This window comes from Prevotella rectalis (assembly GCF_900607215.1).
Lineage (GTDB): Bacteria > Bacteroidota > Bacteroidia > Bacteroidales > Bacteroidaceae > Prevotella > Prevotella brunnea.
The window spans coordinates 303,179-321,001 of sequence record NZ_LR027820.1 but is presented as its reverse complement, the minus strand read 5'-3'; the positions used below and the strand labels follow the sequence as shown (position 1 = coordinate 321,001).

Genomic DNA, 17,823 nt, shown 5'->3' with positions numbered 1-17,823 from the left:
GGAAAGATGCCAAAGTTGGTGTCCTTGCTTACCAACGACTTTGACATGTCCATGGAGACTATCGTAGCCATCTACCGCAGGAGGTGGCAGATAGAGTCTCTTTTCAAGCAGATAAAACAGAACTTCCCGCTTAGATACTTCTATGGGGAGAGTGCCAACGCCATCAAGATACAGATTTGGGTTACACTCATTGCCAATCTATTACTGTCACTGCTGCAAAGCTCATTGCAGAGGCGGTGGAGTTTCTCAGGGCTGGCTACTATGGTGCGCATTGTACTTATGGAATACCTCAACATGAATAATTTCTTCAACATGCCGGATGCCGACATGAAACTCATGCTTGAAGCAGCGGCTGAATCGCCACCCGAGGTAACAGAAAATGAATAAGGGGGCTTGTCACTAACATGCTGTCATCCGAACTATTGTGTCTCAATGAGTTGGAATGAGGATTTCTATGTTTAGCGGACAGTAATAATCTCCATTAGCGTATCGGTATGGGCTGTATGGTTCATCGCAGAGTTTTGCCTCCTCCATCTCGTCGTTTGCCTGCTGTATTGCATCCCAGCGGTGCTTGATACGCAATTCCTGTACGGCGTCGCATGCTAACTTTTGTACATGGAACCTATCGATTACACGCTTGGCATTGGGAAACGAGCTTCTGACTATTTTGCGCATAGAGTCGGACAGGTCCAGAGTGACTTCCTCAACAGAGGAGCGTTTCTCCTCACCAATCCTATCCAGTACTGCTATGACATCTTCTGACTTTGTACCTGCAACTACTGCCACGAGACTTCTTTCCCGTGTCCTTGCTGCACGGTTGGTCACGAAAGTGTACAGTTCGCCGTTAGACAGTGAAGTTTCATCAATAGCCAAAGAGGATCCGATGTTGTCAGGAAAGAGAAGCCACTCGTCGGCATGTTCTGCCTGGTCCCATTGACGAAAGCCGCTCAGAACTTCCTTGTATTGTTTCTCAAATGTGTGTCCGTCAATATGATAGAAATCCTCAAGCGTAAGGCAGCTCACGGGGGATGTCTCCATACGTTTCTTTTAAAAAAGCTCCAAATTCCTTGGAGTAACGAGTGCCCTGAGCTACCATGTCTAAAGCGATGGGAAGCGTAAAGCTCTTGCCTGTGCGCAAGTCCGTCCATCGTCTGCGACGAATTTTCAATATAACCTTATGGTCTCGGATCGGAAAGTCAGTTATATTAACAGCTTCCATGAACCCTTTGGACTCGAAGTTGGCATCATCCGCCAAAGTCTTGTCCATACGTTCGTCAAGACTAATATGAAACTCTGATCCGACCTCACGGACAGAAACGATAGTAAAAAACTCTAATATTTGAGTGGGCAACACAAGAGCTGCCAAGGTGCGTAACATATTTTCTTCCATGATGCGAAGGTCGGAATTATTAAGATAAATAACAAATTATTCCCCCACTGATTTTCTACTGAGCCCAAGAAACCGCTTTAAAAAGTTGGAAATCTCATTTGTTTTTGTTGCTTTATGGCTGAATATCAAAAGTTCTAAAACAAAAATAAACGATGATTACCAAAAGTTTTTCACAATGCTCAGGGAAACTCCCGAAACATTCTATGTTATTCACAAGTTCTCATGGATGAGTAAATAAAAAACAGGAGGAAAACACACCTGATTTACAGCATCGCGTTTACCTCCTAAATTCCCATTAAATCAAAAACCGATAATTACAACCCCAAGCCTTTCACGGCCTTTCCGGCTTCATCGATAGCTTTATGAGCCTTTTTTTCTGCCTTGTTAGTTGCATCATTTACCTTTTTCGATGTTTCGGCTCTTGCGTCTTTTACCTTCTGTTCCGCTTTCTCTTGAGCCTTAGCGGAAACATTTTCTATATTTTTCTTCACAGCCTCGACATTTTCCTCTCCTTTTTGTGCGGCGTTGTCAAGTGCCTTGGTTCCAGCATCCTTCAGACCATCGGCAGTATTTGTCAAGTCCTTCAGCAAAACATCAGGATTAGCAGAGGTTACAGTTTCTATCGCCCCATTAAGCGACTTGGATAGTGCTGAATTGCCTGCATTCGCTACAATGTTCTTAATGCTTTCCGAATTGGACTTTACCCATGATTGAAGCATTGACAAATATTCTTTTGCTTTTTCCGGATTGTTCTTTGCCATTTCAACTGCCTTGGCTTTCGCGCCCCGGATAGCAGAAATGATTCCATTTGCATCCTTAGTGTTCAGCTTCTCTGTAAGATTCTTAACCAATGCTTTGGCATCTTCGGGAACTTCAGACGCTAAGGCATTGACGGAGTCGGCTACTGAAAGTTCTGTAGAATCGGTCTCTGCATTCGCTGACGGATTGGATTTGTTACCACAACCGGCAAATGTCACTGATGCAACAACAATTGCCAAAATAAATACCTTCTTCATAATTTTGAGTATATAGTTGATTACATGTCAAAGGTAAAGAAAAAAAACATGTTAGAGACATACTTAGCAAGTTTTAACTTAATTCGATACGCAAAATTCTACAAGAAAAAAATTGAGCATTGATACAGAACAATGAAAAAACAAGAAAGTAACAAACTAAAAAGGGGAACTTCCCAATGGAAATTCCCCTAATTTTCAGTATTGATACGCAACAATACTGTCGCGAATTATTTGCTCCAATCCTCCTGAGTCTTACGAACATAGCTCTTATAACGGATTTTTGCCATTTCCTCAGCGGCATTGAAGAGTTCTTGAGCTTCGTCAGGATATGCCTTCTTAACAGAGAGATAACGCACTTCACCCATCAAGAAGTCTTGGAACTTGCTCCAATCCGGTTCTTTGGAATCGAGAGTGAATGGGTTCTTGCCCTCGTCAGCCAATTGTGGGTTATAACGCCACAGATGCCAGTAGCCACTTTCAACGGCACGAGCCTCCTCTGCCTGACTCTTGCCCATACCTCCCTTAGCCTTCAAGCCATGGTTGATACAAGGAGAGTAAGCGATGACAAGAGATGGTCCGGGATATGCCTCGGCTTCGCGGATAGCCTTCAGAGTCTGAGCTTGGTCAGCACCCATGGCAATCTGAGCCACATATACATAACCGTATGTCGTAGCCATCAAACCAAGATCCTTCTTGCGGATACGCTTACCTTGTGCGGCAAACTGTGCAATAGCACCGAGTGGAGTTGATTTAGAACTCTGACCACCTGTGTTAGAATAAACTTCGGTATCGAGAACCAAAATGTTTACGTCTTCACCAGAAGCAATTACATGGTCGAGACCACCGTAACCAATATCATAAGAAGCGCCATCGCCACCGATAATCCACTGTGAACGTTTCACGAGATAATGATCCAACGTCTTCAGCTCAGCGCAGATGGGGCAACCAGCTTCAGCACCTTTGGCAATCAATGGTTTCAATACTGCGCTTGATGCTTTTGAACCATTAGCATCATCCTTGGTGCTAATCCATTCGTTTGCAGCCTCCTTGAAGTCAGCCGGTGTATCTTCTTTCGCGATTACTTCGTTCAAGAGAAGCGTAATGCGATTACGCATCTTCTTATTACCAAGTGCCATACCTAAGCCAAATTCGCAGAAATCCTCGAACAAAGAGTTGTCGAATGCCGGTCCCTGACCTTGCTCATTGGTAGTGTAAGGAGTAGAAGGCAGAGATGCGGAATAGATGGAAGAACATCCTGTTGCATTGGATATCATCTGGCGATCGCCAAAGAGCTGAGAAACCAATTTTACGTAAGGTGTCTCACCACAACCTGCACAAGCACCTGAGAACTCGAATAACGGTTTAGCGAACTGAGAGTTCTTGACATTGCTCTGAACATCTACGAGGTGTTGTTTCGACTTCACGTTCTTTGTGAGATAGTTCCAGTTTGCTATCATCTTTTCATCGCGAGTAAACGGAACCATCTTCAATGCTTTACCCTGCTTATTGCCGGGGCATACATCAGCACAGTTACCACAACCAACACAATCGAGCACGCTTACCTGAATGCGGAAGTGCATACCTGCCATCGGCTTTGGAACTTTCATATCCAAGGTCTTATCGTCGAAACCTTTCAGCTCTTCATCATCGAGAACAAACGGACGAATGGCAGCATGAGGACATACATAAGCACACTTGTTGCACTGGATACAATTCTCAAGTGTCCATTCAGGATGGAACGCTTCCACGCCACGCTTTTCGTATGCTGCGGAACCATTATGCATTGTTCCATCAACCATATCATATCTGATAAAGTCGGAAACCTTCAACAAATCTCCGGCCTGTGCATTAATAGGACGAACAATTTCCTTGATGTATGCCGGCGCGTCATCTGTAGTATCTTCAGCATCATCGGGAAGATTGACCCAAGATGGATCAACGGTGAGTTCATTGTATTCGCCACCACGATCAACAGCAGCATAGTTCTTTTCAACGACATCTTGACCTTTCTTACCATAAGACTTAACAATGAATGCCTTCATCTGCTCAACAGCAAGGTCGATTGGGATAACTTCGGTGATGCGGAAGAAAGCACTCTGAAGAATGGTGTTGGTGCGATTGCCAAGTCCAATCTCTTGTGCGATCTTCGTTGCATTGATATAGTAAACGGTAATGTTGTTCTGTGCAAAATAGCGTTTGATTCTGTTAGGAATGAAATTAACAAGCTCCTCACCATCAAAGATTGTATTCAGGAGGAAAGTGCCATTCTTCTGCAGACCACGAATAACGTCATACATTCTCAAGTAAGCCTGTACATGACAAGCCACAAAGTTAGGAGTGTTTACCTGATAAGTGGAATGGATGTGCGAATCGCCAAAACGAAGATGAGAACAAGTGAAGCCACCCGATTTCTTAGAATCGTAAGAGAAGTATGCTTGGCAATACTTATTAGTGTTGTCGCCAATAATCTTAACCGAGTTCTTGTTGGCACCTACGGTTCCATCCGCACCAAGACCATAGAACTTAGCCTCAAAAATACCTTCGCCACCCATAGGAACCTCTTCAATCATAGGAAGAGAGGTGAAAGTTACATCATCAACAATACCCACTGTAAAGTGATTCTTTGGTTCTGGCAATTCAAGATTGTTGAATACGGAAATAATATGCCCCGGAGTAGTGTCTGAAGAACCAAGACCATAACGTCCACCAACAATCAATGGCTTGTTTTCAACATCATAGAAAGCGCTCTTAACATCAAGATACAAAGGCTCACCCTCTGCACCCGGTTCTTTCGTACGGTCGAGAACTGCAATACGTTTTACCGTCTTTGGAACTGCAGCCAGCAAATGCTTAACGGAGAACGGACGATAAAGATGTACGGAAATCATACCAATCTTCTTGCCCTGCTTCATCTGGAAGTCAATCGCCTCACGAGCAGCCTCAGTTGCGGAACCCATTAAAATAATGATGTTTTCTGCATCTTTAGCACCATAGTAGGAGAAGAGATGATACTCACGACCGGTGATATCCTTTATCTTTGCCAAATAATCCTCAACAATTTCCGGAATCTGATCGTAATATTGGTTACATGCTTCACGATGAGTAAAGAATGTTTCTGGGTTTTCCGCCGTACCACGTGTTACCGGACGTTCTGGGGAAAGCGCGCGATCGCGGAATCGTTTGATGTCTTCCGGGTCGATGAGTTTAGCGAGTGCCTCCTGATCTATTTCCTCTATCTTTTGGTATTCGTGAGATGTACGGAATCCATCGAAGAAGTTAACGAAAGGAATGCTGGTCTTCAAAGTTGCGAGATGAGGAACAGCTGTCAAGTCCATTACCTCCTGAACGGAACCAGAGCAGAACATAGCGAACCCAGTCTGGCGACAAGCCATAACGTCTGAATGATCGCCAAATATACAAAGGGCGTGAGTTGCTACAGTACGCGCTGAAACATCAAACACACAAGGAAGCATCTCACCGGCAATTTTATACATATTGGGTATCATCAACAGCAATCCTTGAGAGGCTGTAAACGTAGTGGTGAGTGCACCTGCCTGAAGCGAACCGTGGACAGCTCCGGCAGCACCACCTTCAGACTGCATTTCTTGAACAGTTACAGTTTGCCCAAATAGGTTCTTACGACCTTTGGCAGCCCATGTATCAACATGCTCAGCCATTGGCGATGACGGTGTGATAGGATAAATAGCCGCTACTTCTGAGAACATATAGCTCACGTGAGCAGCTGCTTCATTACCATCACATGTGATAAACTTTTTTTCTTTAGCCATTTTGTAATTTATTAAATGAATTTTATAATGTTTTTGGTCTTTTCATGTAGGCCTAAATTCTCTCTTTTCAATTTTATTCCTCTTAGTATAAGAATCCCAAAAGCCACAATGGGATTTTATTATCTTTTCCAACTTCAGTATTATAGCGGGCATATATTGTGTCTGAATTGAGACGTATCCTTGCATTGTCCACATTGCAAACCTTGAATTTTTGTGTCCGGTCTATAAGATAGCTTCCCGACTTATTCCCCATATTTACAAGATGTTCTTTAGAGAGTACATTTACGAAAAATGTTTCCATCACATCTTGTTGTTCCACCTGTATGGGGTAGATGGCATAGATTAGATTTGTGTTGTTCATCATTACTTTAGCGGGCTTCTTTGGAAACTCTTGCCCGATGGGATAAATGATGTTGATAAGTCTTGCGTCTGCCAAATATTTTATATAATTCATCACAGTGGCACGACTTGTGTTGATTTCCTTGGCCAAATTACTGATATTGGGTGCTTTCGGACCTTCCAATGCGAGTAAATAGAAGAGTTTCTTGATTTTTGTAAGATACTTCAGTTCTATTTGCTTAATAAGCAAGATATCTACTTCAGTCATCATATTCATGGTCTTCAATAGATTCTCCGAGAAGTTTCTATTTTCAAGAAAGAAAGGATAAAAGCCATGATGTATGTAATCCTGGAAATATTTTAGGGGGCGAACTTTGGGTAATATTTCCTTAACGATATGCTCGTGGTTTTGAAGTATCTCCTCAAGGCTGTATGGCTTGAAGTTATTTCCGGTCTGCAAGTTCAAAAATTCACGGAAAGAAAAGCCACTAAGGTTATAGCTTTTTACTATCCCATTCAGTTCCGGATTTTCTTCTTTCAAGCGCATGACGCTTGAGCCGGTAAAGATAATTTTCAATTTCGGATAGTTGTCGAAGCATTTTCTTAGTTCACTACTCCAATGCTGTTGTTTGAAAACTTGATCTATCAGCAATACTCTCCCACCTTGATTGTAGAAATCACCGGCAAAATCGGCAACTCCTCGACCTTGGAAATAGAAATTATTCATATTGATGTAGAGGCACTGACGATCCCTACTCGCAAAATTCTCCTTGGCATACTGAAGCAAAAAAGTAGTCTTCCCTACCCCTCGAGTTCCTTTAATTCCAATCAGGCGATCATCCCAATTTATCTCATCCATTAGAACTCGATGAACCGGAGCATAATTATGCTCAACAAGATAGGCGTGAGTACGGAAGAATGCATCCATCTGCTTATGATTTATTACAATTGCAAAGATAATACTTATTTCGTTAATTTGCAAACTCTATATAGCAAAAAACAATTTTTAATTTTTATTTTGAGTTATGTCCACTTTACTTTACCTTTGCAAGCCGAAAGAAACGAATACTGATGAAACTCTATATTTTCAATCCTGAACATGATTTGGCATTGGCGCAAGCTAACAAATACTTCACGGCTCCAAAGGCTGCCATGAAACTTCGTTCCGATTTGGCTTACATTCCTGCCCTTTGGGCTGATGACAATTCCCTCATATTGGTTGAAAACATTGAGGAAGCCATAAAACAACCATTGGTACAAAGCAGAAATGTGATATTCACTGATGGGATGGGCTTGCGATATTATCTTAACAAGATTACCGAAATCGTCCCATGGGGTTGGGATATATGCGTGAAATATCGATTATGGAGTTTGGGCATTCCCGACCATTTACTTCCAGACAATTCGCAATTATCTATCTATAAGGAGCTTAGCAACCGCAAAACCTCCATATGGCTGTTTGAGAATTTACGCAAAAACATCAATCATGCAGAGTTTGTAGGAAACCCCAGATATGTTACTTCGTTGGCGGAGATAAAACAATTGGCTTCACAATACAAGCGAGCGGTGTTGAAAGCTCCATGGAGCAGCAGTGGAAGAGGCGTAAGATTTATAGACTCACAGATTGACACGCCTCGATTGAATTGGGTCAAGAACGTAATTTCATGTCAGGGAGGAATTGTCATAGAGCCTCGTTATGAGAAAATACAAGATTTTGCCATGGAGTTTCTTATTGACAGTAAAGGTGCTAATTTCCTTGGGCTATCATTGTTTTCCACGACCAATGGCTCCTACGTGGGCAATGTTTTGACTTCGGAGGAAGAAAAGCAAAAGATACTATCAAATTATGTCCCTTTGCCATTGCTGGATAACCTAAAAGAGCAGCTTACCATCACGCTTGCTGAATGGTTTTCCAATAAATATAACGGACCATTGGGAGTTGATATGATGATCGTGAAAAAACAATCTTCGGGAGACATTGAACAAATCTACGCAATACATCCCATGGTAGAGATAAACCTTAGATACACCATGGGGTATGCTGCGCTCGCGTTTTCAAAAATAAAAGGCAATATGCACAAAACCATGCAGATTGCCTTTTCTGATAATCACTATTATTTGAAAATCACATAACCGGGATGAAAGCTACCGAGAATAAGCCCATAACACAAATCCCACGATGACAAGAGCGAAAGCGCTTACTACCGCTAAAGTTATTCTGAACAATAATCTCCGTTTTTGCTTGGCAGACATGTATCTCTTCGAATCAAAGCTGCTGTATTGATCATAGTGTTTCCGTTTATGTTTAGAATTTTCTGTTCTTACCATTTTTATATAGGGTTGTTTATAGAAACATTGTCAAACAAGATTAAGTCGTCGTTAAAATCTGAAGCTCAACTGACAATCAATTATTGAATAGTTAGGGTCGGCAAGAGCGCGGTTGTGAACATAAGCGTATTCACTCGTCAAAACAAGATTCTTGTTGAAATGATAGTTCAAGCCAAACTCATACAGCGTTTTTTGCTTTTCTGCCCCATCAGATGGCTGGTACATATCGTAACGTGCTTTCACATGAAGCTTATTCTTTATGATCGGAGCTATCACCAATGCGTAAACAGCCTGTGCCTTATCGCCGTTGTTGCTTAGTGTGCAGTCCGAAGCATTGGCATCATTGGTGTTTTGAAGTGTTTTAGCGAATGCTGCTCCCGTAGAATGGATATACTCAGAACGGAAAGTCCAATCATCTTTGGCATATTCTGCAGAAAACGCATATCGTCTCTGTTGCAGTTTGCGAATACCGGTTTGTTCTCCGCTTGCGTCTATCCAAGAGCCTTTGCGAGCGTATGAACCAGTCCATCCAAACCAACCTAAACGCATTCCGGCAATCGGCATTACCCAGACACCTCCGATGACATTCTTCTGCTGATCAACATCTTTCATATTTATCCCCTGACCATTGAACACACCGACCTGATAATGAACGAGATTTCTGCCTTCTGAGTTTTTCAAGAAGTCGCCTTGGAACTGCAAACCAATATCTCTTCCATTCGATGCGTGCTGCCCCGAACGATCGCTGAAACCAGCCAGTTTCAATGTACCTTGTGAATAGGACATGAAGCCTTGCTCTATGGGGTGCATTGGGTTCTCAAAGGTAAAGGGATTCTTAAATTGACCCACTTTCACGCGAAAACATGGATATTTCTGCCATTCCGCAAAGAGATCAACCACTCGTGGAGAAGAGCCCAAGGTAGAGGTGTTGCCATTAAACTGAATTTGTGCTTTCCAATACCAATCATGCAGGATGCGACCATCAAGGGCGACACGCGCCATCCTAAGGTTGAACGAATTAGATTTGGCGTTATCCTGGCTGCTGAACTGATACTGGGCCATGCCATAACCGGATAATTTCACGTTGTTAATCCATTTTACCGATTGTGCCTGAACGTTGAGCATTCCTAAGGTCATGGCAGCAATCACGAAATATTTCCTCATAAGTGTTTATTAATAAATGTGTGAAATTTGAAAATTGATTTTGCAAAGTTACAATATTTTTTCACAAAAAGACAACAATGAGTTAATTTTTGTTCCAAATATATTAACTGACATGGGTAAACGAATGGAAAAGCAAGAGAATGAGTAAAACAACGAACAACTGATTTGGCACTTTTACAACAATTTTCAACAAAAACTGTCGAACCATTAAAAAATTACCACTTAGTGGTAAAGCCATTACCAATCAGTGGTAATTGGATTACCGGTCAATGGTAACCAGATTACCAACCAATGGTAATTTCATCATTTATGTTCCATCGAAGTGAGTAGTCGTTATCTCTTCCGGAAATCGCTTGTTAATTTTTGCTATTGTTTTCTGCTTTGTTTGTCATAATAAAGTTGTAAGTTCTAACTCTCTCAACCCTCCCTCTCGCTCCGTACCGAGCAACTTGTCATGCGTGCTAAGTCTCAAATAAAAAGCAAAAAAGAGTGTACCGATCTTTTAGCCGATACACCCTTCATTATTATGGATTTTGTTCTTATTTTTTAGAAGAAGATATAACGATTATCAACAACCTTGGCCTGCAAAATCAAATCTTGCATAAAATTACCTACATATTGCATATTCTGTTGTACACATTGCTGCATTTGCTGCAATTCGTTATATTTAGAACCGGGACGCATTGCCTTCTTGACAACTTGGAAAACGTAAACTCCTGCATTTCCCTTAACGGGAGACTTGCTGAACTTTCCTGCAGGTGTGGCTGCCACTGCTCCGGATACAGCCGGTTCGGCGGCTCCCGTGGCAGAGATGAACGCCGGCGCCGCGAATGTTACCTGATGTACCATACTAACCTGTGCGCCTTTCGCTTGTGCCGCTGCGATACTGTTCACACCTTTCAACTTCGCCATAAGCAATTCTGCTTTTTTATCTTTCAAGACCTCTCGCCTGAGAATTTCTTTCACCTCGGCATCATTCCAGTCGCGGTAACCTTGCGCATGAACATTTGTCAAGGCAACCACCATGAAGTGGTCGTTATCGCCGCATTCATACAAAGGCGATATGTCGCCGGTCTTAGCTTCAAATATCCATTTCAAGGCTTCGCGCGTAGAGCGTATGCCAACGACATTATGTTCTGATGTAGAGATATTCTTTTGCTCTTGAACCATATAGCCATATTTGGGCGCATTTTTCTCCATCTCGGCAAGAGTCGTGCTCTTCGCTACGAACTCTGAGAATTTATTAAACGCTGTGCTACGTGTATCTTTGGAGAAATCTATCACTTTCTTAATAACAGCTGCCACGGTCTTTGTCTTCATAGCACGTTTATCCAAGACCTGAAGAATGATGTTACCTTGCGACAAGGCTACATTTTGAATATCATTCACGTTTCCATTCATGATGGCATTGATTACCTCCCGATTCTCATTGCTCATTGTCGGAGCATTTTCATATTGCTGCCCTGTGAACCACACTTTTTCACCCTCTTGTCCATATTTTTTAGCTATGACTTCAAAATCAGCACCCGCAGCCAATGCTTTTTGAATGGAATCGGCCTTTGTCTTGGCAAGTTCCGGTGTTGCAGCTGCAATTTGAATTTGGCGGAACTGGACGGAATCGGGCAATTGTGATTTGCTCAACACCTTAATAATATTAAGTGTGTTGTCTTGCTTATTTTCCGTTACTCCCGTTGTTCCCACGCTCAATGAGTCAATCTTGGAAGCAATGTCGGGATACGCACGATAAGCATCGCTGCTTACCGGCAAACCAAGATAAGGTATCTCGCTACCACTCTTACTGATAACCTGTGTGGGGTCGGAAGCGACTGCCAACTGCTTTTGCAGATTGTTCATTTCCTTGATAATCGAGTTGCGGTCGGAAGCACTTGCCTTAATTTGGAAATCAACATATTTAATATCACGTGTTTCCACTGTCTGACGGAATGCCGGTTTCAACTCCTCATATTTCGCTTTTAAGTCTTCATCGGTAATCTTAACTTCCGCATCTTTTACGGAGTTGTATGCGAAAGAAGCCAACTGAACTTCAGCCTCTTCGTTTTGTTCATTGAATGCCATCTTGGCTTCAGCTTTATTAGAGAGTACACAGCTTGCCACCAATGCTTGATATTTCTGTCCTAACAATTGTGCTCTCAGATTCTTCTCAACAAACATCCAATAGTTATAAACCAACTGCATTTGCTCGGCTTGCTGTGGATTGGCATTTTTCGATTTGTTATACTCATCCAGGAATTGTTTCAATGCATTCACGTCAAAACGACCTGTCTGCTGATTCAAGAATGGAGTTTGTGCCAACATCGGGTTCGTCCCCTCATTTAACACAGCTTGCAACTCATCTTCCGTTACGGTGAGTCCCACTTTCTCGGCATCAGCCTGTAACACCTTATTACTAATCAACTGCTGCCAAACTTGGTCTTTCACCTGATTCAACTCATCCTCCGACAAGTTATCGCGTTGCATGGTAAATTTGATGGCATCTTGATACTCATCAACCATTTTCTGAAAGTCCTGTACGCTGACTTTCTCACCTAAGATTTCGCCAATTTGTTGTCTGGCTTCTCCTTTAATTCCGTTACAAGAACGGAAAGCTTCTTCAGCAATAAATGCAAAAAGACCCAAACCGATAATAACAATCAGTGTGATTCCTCTGCGTCTGATTTTTCCTAATGCTGCCATATTTATTTTATATTTTAATTTTTTATGCTATCGTTTGGCAAATTGCCTACAAAAATACAAAGAAAAAGAGAATTAAAGTAATTTTTACCCGGAAAAATGTTAAACATGAACTTTTAGCTTCACTAATTCTATCTTAGTCATGGTACTCTTAATGATCTTAAATTCCAAATTGCCTATCTGTATTACTTCATTTAACTTTGGAAAACTTCGATAACTGTGAAGTATCAGTCCGCCTAAAGTCATATAATCATCGCTTTCGGGTAATTGAAGATTGAACATATCGTTTATCTTGTCTATTTCCAATCGGGCAGAGAGAAGATACTCGTTTTCGCCCATTTGCTTGGCAATATACTTAGAGCTGTCATGTTCGTCTTCTATTTCTCCGAATATTTCCTCCACTATATCTTCCAAAGATACAATTCCGCTGGTTCCCCCAAACTCATCCACGACAACGCCCAAACTTTTCTTTTGTTGTAGGAAAATTTGCATGAGCTTCTGAGCTGTCATGGTTTCTGGAACAAATGGCATCTGCCGGATATGGGTTTTCCAATCTTTGGGATTCTTGAACATCTCGGAAGAATGGATGTAGCCTTCTATATGATCGATGTCGTCTTTATAGACAATTATCTTGGAATTTCCACTTTCTATGAACATTTGTCTCAAATCATTTGTGCTACACGACTCTTCCACCGCATTGATCTCCGTTCTGGGAACCATGCAATCCCTGACTTTCGTATCCGTAAATTCCAACGCGTTTTGGAAAATCTTAACTTCTTCTTCGATTTCATTATCCGCATTCGCATTCTCAATAGAACTTTGTACCAAATAGTCCAAATCCACCTTGGTGAAAGTTCCATCATTTTTCACTTCTATCATGTTCACTCCAATGGAACGAAGCATGATGCGAGAAAGGAATGTGGAAAACCGACTTATCGGCCACAACAAAATAAAAAAGAAATAAGCAAGGGGGGCAAAGAAAGTGAGCAGTTTGTTGGGGTTGCTCTTGAAAAAAGTTTTGGGTAAGAACTCACCGGTAAAAACCACGATGATGGTTGAGAAAACAGTACACAGAAAAACTTGTGTGGCAGAATCGAATGAGGAGAATAGAGTCTTATTAAAAAGGTCGGCAAAAAGAATTCCATACAACACAAGAACGATATTGTTTCCCACCAACATGGTTGAGACAAATCCATTGGGATTGTGAAAGAAGACCTGAATACATCTTTGTGCCAATCCTTTCTTTTCTTTATCCATCTCCGCAAGCATTCTATTGCTCGACACAAACGCTATTTCCATTCCGGAGAAGAACGCAGACAGTACCAACGATATGATTATACCTACTATCAAACTTATATTCAACTTTTATTTATCGTTTTAATATGGAACCTCTCAAATCTTTTTGGGCAAGGGTATCTAAAGTCAATTGCGATTGATCAGACAAGGGAGATTGACCAGCAGTGGGCATAAATTCGTTTTTCTTTAGAATACTCCATCCTCTGGTCTGCCGAATCTCATAATTCATCATTTGCTCATCACTGGTAAACCAATTACCCTCAAGTTCTTTGTCCGGTGCTTTCAAATAAGAATAAGAATAAGACCATATCTTATGGTTCTGCTCATCCCACGACAATTCGTTGCTATAGAAATGAACGCCCTGCGCGGTTAATATCCTCACTCGTCCATTCAACTTCCAAATCCGATCCTTATCATAATAAACAGCAGTGTCGCACTGAATAAACCCAATAACGTGCTTCTTCAGGTCGAACTGGGTAAGAAGTAATCCCTTGTTGAAAGTCCAACGAGAAGGATTCTTATTCTCGTTTACTTCCCATTCCTCTGCCACAATCCTGTATTTGATTACTCCGGAGTCGGAAACAAGCGTATTTACACCATAAGTCGTCATCACAGCAACGGAATCTTGTTCACGAATAGCTGGTGCTGTATGCTCATGTTTCTCTGAACAAGATGCCATTGCCAACATTAAAGCAAAAGCTATCATTATAAAAGTGTTCTGAAAATGAGCAATCCACATTTTTACTGTTGATATACCTTGCGCCAACTATGTTTAATTCACCTTGAATTTAGCAAACCATCGCTCGTTGAAAGTAAGTCCGATATTGATGCGAAACATATTTTCTTTTACGAGTCCTTTAGCAGTTTGGTTCACCCATTCTCCACTGATGTTCAGAATACTTCGGTTGTTGTATCCGTTCATGATGGGAATACCTAAACCTAAACTCGCAGACAATTCGCGAGGTCCATTCTCACCATTAATCTTCAAATACGGAGTGGTGTAACTAACGCCTGCCCTGTAATGAATTCTGCTAAAAATACTTCTATAACGTTCTCCTTTACAATATTCACCACCAAAAGTGAACTTATGCCTATCCTTGAACAATCCGGAAACTTTGGAATAAGACGTAACATTGTCTGAGACCTTCAACTGTGGCATTTCAATTTCTTTCCATTTTTGCAATTGATAATCAAAGCCCAATTTTAGGGTATTGTTGTAATTATACAAGACTCCCGCGCCAATGGTGTGAGGAATTTGCAACGCGTCGTTAACAAAGAAGTGTGTCGTATCAGCAACAGAGGTTTGTGAGTTCGTGTTAATAATATCACAATTTGCATCGGCATTAAGTTTATGCCCTAAGGAGTAAGCAACGCCAAGTGTAATCGCGTTTCTTACTGATAATTTCTTCGTATATTGCAACCCGAAATCAACTTTATAATTTCTTACATCAGCAGAATATATCTTGGACAAAGTATTGACATAATTATCACTATAACTATTTATAATCCTGCGATCCAATGTCCCCCACAGATAAGAGGCATTGACGCCGATTGACAACCCCTTAAAAGGTTCCCAACCTAATCCGAGATAAACCTGTCGTAATCCACCATTGCCAGAGAAAGTATTGGTATAAGTGGCATCGGGTGATGAGGGATGTATTCCATCATTGATATTCCCGGTAAAACTATAGTTATATCCTATATTTGAATAAGGCATCAAACCGAAACTAACACCTAAATGCTTGAATGCTCGAAAGCCGGCTACTACATACTCTAAATTGCCGTTCTTGGCATTTTTCTTTTGACCATTTTCCTCAAAATTAGTCAGTTGCAAACTTACGCCTGCATCAAAAATAAATGAGAGTGAGTCTAACGCCGAGTAAGAAGCGGGGTTCTGATAGTTAATCTGATTGTGTTCATGGAAGCCATACGCCAATCCATTCATGCCACGATTAAAGCCAGTGGACTGTGGCGCCAGTGTACCCAAACCAAATTTGCTATAGGGTGAGTTGGTTCCGCTCTGTGCCCACCCGGTCATAACAAATGCCAGCAAAAGAGAAGCGGCAATTATCTTTTTCATCCGATTTTTATTATCAAAGTATAAACGGCGCAAAGTTATTAAAAAAAAATGATATCAAGGAAAAACTATATGGTATTTTGTTTTTTTATAAGCTTTCTTTGCTGAATCATTCTTTTTAAGTACCTTTGCGACGCATAAATGAAGAGACTATTTATATATATGGTGACAGGATGCTTGCTTTCGGTTTTCCAACTAAATACCGAAGCGCAAGTTCTTACTTATTCCGACTCTGTGGAAATATCCCTGCTCACCTGTTCACCCGGCAAAGAGATATGGGCGCAATACGGTCATACCGCCATCAGATACAACGACTTAAAGAACAATAATGACTTAGCGGTCAATTATGGATTGTTCTCTCAAGATCAACCTTATTTCATCCTTCGATTTACTTTCGGGCTCACCGATTACAGAGTAGGAATAGAGCCTATGGAAGATTTTCTTGCATTACACGCTTATCAGGGGCATGGAGTTATAGAACAAGTCTTAAACCTAACGAAAGATGAGAAGTTTAATATTTACAAAGCCCTTGAAGAAAATCTCAGACCGGAGAATGTTGTCTATCGTTACAATTTTTTTTATGATAACTGCACAACAAGAGCCGGACAGATATTGTTGAGCAACATTCACGGAACAATTCAAACAAAAGAAGTTTCTACCCAAAACAATAATACGTTTAGGGAATGCATACATGAATGGAATAAGAGTTTTGTATGGTCGCAATTTGGTGAAGATTTACTCTTGGGAGTAAAAGCAGATATACCTTTTAAGAATAAAGAAAAAGAGGATAACTTCTTACCAGACAATTTAAGAAAATCGTTTGATGTCACAATGGTTAATGGCAGACCATTGGTAAAAACCACACGACGACTTCTCCAAGAACCGGCAAATATCAATAATAAGGAGTTTCCCCTTTCGCCATTGCAAATATCTATCATCTTTGCTATTATTGCTACAATAATTCTTGGCATACAATGGAAGAAAAAGCGTATGTATCTATGGTGGGATTTGATTCTAATGACGGTTTCCGGGATCATCGGACTGCTACTCTTCGCAATGATATTCTCAGATCATCCTTGTGTGAACTTAAATCTCATTATTTTCATTTTCAATCCACTATGCTTGATTTTCCTCGTTCCGGTTGTTCGGAATGTAAAACCAGGCGAGAAGCATTGGTGGTGGATTGTTTGGAGTATATCGATTTGTATAGGACTTTTGGGAACTTACTTTCAGAGAATTCCTCTACCGGTAATCATTGTGGCATTATTCTTGCTTATGAATGGCATTATGCATGGAATAATCTTCACCTCAAACAAGAAAATCGACAATGAATAAATACATTACCGCACTACTTGTGGCATTGACCGCAACTGGCGTTGAGGCACAGACCTATCGTTCTGCCATTGAAGTGGCATTGGGTAATTGTACACTTGAAGAATTATACAATAAGGCGGAGTTTCAAGACATAAAGACAGAGATTTTATCCGTAATCGAAGCTTACAAAAACATTGAAGACGAAAAGTGGAAAGAGTCTCCAACCTGTCTATTCACAATCTTCAACAAAGAGAAATTCGATAAAGATTTTCACTTTACCCCATTGAACTACGACAACAAATTTTATACACTCCACCCGTCTATTTGTTCATCCGTTATCATACGTGCACCGGGAAGAACAAAATGAAACAAACACGGTTTCATCCGTTGTTACATTCACAAACATTTGAAATATAAAGA

13 protein-coding genes and 1 pseudogene are annotated in these 17,823 nt (G+C 41.1%); 4 read left to right on the top strand and 10 right to left on the bottom strand.

From position 1 onward, the window contains the following. The coding region (locus E0E16_RS14120; RefSeq protein ID WP_130828423.1) for a transposase at window positions 1–387 on the top strand (387 nt) is incomplete at its 5' end. An 87-nt stretch (window positions 388–474) separates the two neighbouring features. Here E0E16_RS14120 and E0E16_RS02175 read toward each other — a convergent pair. The 5 genes and pseudogenes from E0E16_RS02175 to E0E16_RS02155 all read right to left on the bottom strand — a co-directional run. Further along, a pseudogene (locus tag E0E16_RS02175) lies at window positions 475–1,038 on the bottom strand (ISAon1 family transposase); the annotation flags it as partial. Further along, window positions 1,004–1,390: an ISAon1 family transposase N-terminal region protein gene (locus tag E0E16_RS02170; protein ID WP_130828385.1), complete on the bottom strand. Its 387-nt coding sequence runs from the start codon at window positions 1,388–1,390 to the stop codon at window positions 1,004–1,006. The pseudogene E0E16_RS02175 and the gene E0E16_RS02170, both read right to left, overlap by 35 nt. 314 nt (window positions 1,391–1,704) lie before the next feature. Continuing rightward, complete coding sequence (locus E0E16_RS02165) at window positions 1,705–2,406, bottom strand: hypothetical protein (RefSeq protein WP_130828633.1); 702 nt, start codon at window positions 2,404–2,406, stop codon at window positions 1,705–1,707. A gap of 227 nt (window positions 2,407–2,633) precedes the next feature. Further along, a complete protein-coding gene (nifJ, locus tag E0E16_RS02160; protein ID WP_130828632.1) occupies window positions 2,634–6,194 on the bottom strand; it encodes a pyruvate:ferredoxin (flavodoxin) oxidoreductase in 3,561 nt (1,186 codons plus the stop codon). Window positions 6,195–6,276: 82 nt separating this feature from the next. Next, a complete protein-coding gene (locus E0E16_RS02155) occupies window positions 6,277–7,461 on the bottom strand; it encodes an ATP-binding protein (RefSeq protein ID WP_130828631.1) in 1,185 nt (394 codons plus the stop codon). 143 nt (window positions 7,462–7,604) lie between these two features. Here E0E16_RS02155 and E0E16_RS02150 point away from each other — a divergent pair, with 143 nt between their 5' ends. Next, entirely contained in the window at window positions 7,605–8,666 is a 1,062-nt protein-coding gene (locus E0E16_RS02150; protein WP_130828630.1) for a hypothetical protein, read from the top strand. A 246-nt stretch (window positions 8,667–8,912) separates the two neighbouring features. Here E0E16_RS02150 and E0E16_RS02145 read toward each other — a convergent pair whose 3' ends face one another. From E0E16_RS02145 to bamG, 5 genes are all read right to left on the bottom strand, one after another. Then, a complete protein-coding gene (locus tag E0E16_RS02145; RefSeq protein ID WP_130828629.1) occupies window positions 8,913–10,025 on the bottom strand; it encodes a porin in 1,113 nt (370 codons plus the stop codon). Window positions 10,026–10,571: 546 nt separating this feature from the next. Then, complete coding sequence (locus E0E16_RS02140; protein ID WP_130828628.1) at window positions 10,572–12,719, bottom strand: peptidylprolyl isomerase; 2,148 nt, start codon at window positions 12,717–12,719, stop codon at window positions 10,572–10,574. Window positions 12,720–12,818: 99 nt separating this feature from the next. After that, window positions 12,819–14,078 carry a hemolysin family protein gene (locus E0E16_RS02135; protein ID WP_130828627.1) on the bottom strand — a complete coding sequence of 420 codons (1,260 nt, stop codon included), beginning with the start codon at window positions 14,076–14,078 and terminating at the stop codon, window positions 12,819–12,821. Between the two features lie 7 nt (window positions 14,079–14,085). Beyond that, complete coding sequence (gene lptC, locus E0E16_RS02130) at window positions 14,086–14,718, bottom strand: LPS export ABC transporter periplasmic protein LptC (protein WP_130828626.1); 633 nt, start codon at window positions 14,716–14,718, stop codon at window positions 14,086–14,088. A gap of 66 nt (window positions 14,719–14,784) precedes the next feature. Then, the gene (gene bamG, locus E0E16_RS02125; protein ID WP_130828625.1) at window positions 14,785–16,092 is read right to left on the bottom strand and encodes a BamG family beta-barrel-assembly machinery protein; all 1,308 of its coding nucleotides are present in this window, start codon (window positions 16,090–16,092) and stop codon (window positions 14,785–14,787) included. A gap of 138 nt (window positions 16,093–16,230) precedes the next feature. On the opposite strand from bamG, the gene E0E16_RS02120 reads away from it, so the two are divergent. Together E0E16_RS02120 and E0E16_RS02115 are read left to right on the top strand one after the other, a co-directional pair. Next, window positions 16,231–17,424, top strand: a complete 1,194-nt coding sequence (locus E0E16_RS02120) for an Lnb N-terminal periplasmic domain-containing protein (protein WP_130828624.1) — start codon at window positions 16,231–16,233, stop codon at window positions 17,422–17,424. Beyond that, window positions 17,417–17,770: a hypothetical protein gene (locus E0E16_RS02115; RefSeq protein WP_130828623.1), complete on the top strand. Its 354-nt coding sequence runs from the start codon at window positions 17,417–17,419 to the stop codon at window positions 17,768–17,770. The genes E0E16_RS02120 and E0E16_RS02115 overlap by 8 nt, the downstream gene beginning before the upstream one ends. Window positions 17,771–17,823 lie beyond the last annotated feature (53 nt).

Excerpts from the sequence above, each read along its gene's own strand:
- E0E16_RS02170 (WP_130828385.1), bottom strand. The coding sequence starts at position 1,390 with ATGGAAGAAAATATGTTACGCACCTTGGCAGCTCTTGTGTTGCCCACT.
- E0E16_RS02165 (WP_130828633.1), bottom strand. The coding sequence starts at position 2,406 with ATGAAGAAGGTATTTATTTTGGCAATTGTTGTTGCATCAGTGACATTT.
- nifJ (WP_130828632.1), bottom strand. The coding sequence starts at position 6,194 with ATGGCTAAAGAAAAAAAGTTTATCACATGTGATGGTAATGAAGCAGCT.
- E0E16_RS02155 (WP_130828631.1), bottom strand. The coding sequence starts at position 7,461 with ATGGATGCATTCTTCCGTACTCACGCCTATCTTGTTGAGCATAATTAT.
- E0E16_RS02150 (WP_130828630.1), top strand. The coding sequence starts at position 7,605 with ATGAAACTCTATATTTTCAATCCTGAACATGATTTGGCATTGGCGCAA.
- E0E16_RS02145 (WP_130828629.1), bottom strand. The coding sequence starts at position 10,025 with ATGAGGAAATATTTCGTGATTGCTGCCATGACCTTAGGAATGCTCAAC.
- E0E16_RS02140 (WP_130828628.1), bottom strand. The coding sequence starts at position 12,719 with ATGGCAGCATTAGGAAAAATCAGACGCAGAGGAATCACACTGATTGTT.
- lptC (WP_130828626.1), bottom strand. The coding sequence starts at position 14,718 with ATGATAGCTTTTGCTTTAATGTTGGCAATGGCATCTTGTTCAGAGAAA.
- bamG (WP_130828625.1), bottom strand. The coding sequence starts at position 16,092 with ATGAAAAAGATAATTGCCGCTTCTCTTTTGCTGGCATTTGTTATGACC.
- E0E16_RS02120 (WP_130828624.1), top strand. The coding sequence starts at position 16,231 with ATGAAGAGACTATTTATATATATGGTGACAGGATGCTTGCTTTCGGTT.
- E0E16_RS02115 (WP_130828623.1), top strand. The coding sequence starts at position 17,417 with ATGAATAAATACATTACCGCACTACTTGTGGCATTGACCGCAACTGGC.